The sequence below is a fragment of the Allobosea sp. 2RAB26 genome (assembly GCF_052115465.1).
Lineage (GTDB): Bacteria > Pseudomonadota > Alphaproteobacteria > Rhizobiales > Beijerinckiaceae > Allobosea.
In genome coordinates, this window is sequence record NZ_JBFRGS010000096.1 from 1 (window position 1) to 413 (window position 413).

1 protein-coding gene is annotated in these 413 nt (G+C 69.5%); it reads right to left on the bottom strand.

Going from position 1 to position 413, the window contains the following annotated elements:
- The coding region (locus AB4118_RS34185) for a calcium-binding protein (protein ID WP_441493922.1) at positions 1-182 on the bottom strand (182 nt) is incomplete at its 3' end.
- Positions 183-413: the final 231 nt, after the last annotated feature.

A 413-nucleotide genomic window follows, 5' to 3' on the forward strand; every position in this document is an offset into this window, starting at 1 on the left:
CCGAGCAGCACGTCGTCGCCGGCCCCGCCGAAGACCACGTCACGGCCCTCCCCGGCATCGACGAAGTCGTTGCCGTCGCCGGCCGAGATCGTGTCGTCGCCGCCCGCACCGATCAGGACATCGTCGCCGCCCTGGCCGATCAGGTTGTCGGCACCCGCCGCCCCGATCAGGACATCGCCCAGAGCCGTCCCGACATGCGTCCCGGGAGCCGTCCCCGGACCGGGAGCCGGCGTGCCAGCCCCGTCATCATCATCGTCGTCGTCACAGCCGCAATCGTCGTCGTCGTCATCGTCGCCGTTGCCGGCGCCGTCGTCATCGTCGTCATCATCGTCGTCGTCGCCATCTCCGGCGCCGTCGTCGTCATCATCATCATCGTCGCCATCTCCGGCGCCGTCGTCATCGTCGTCATCGTC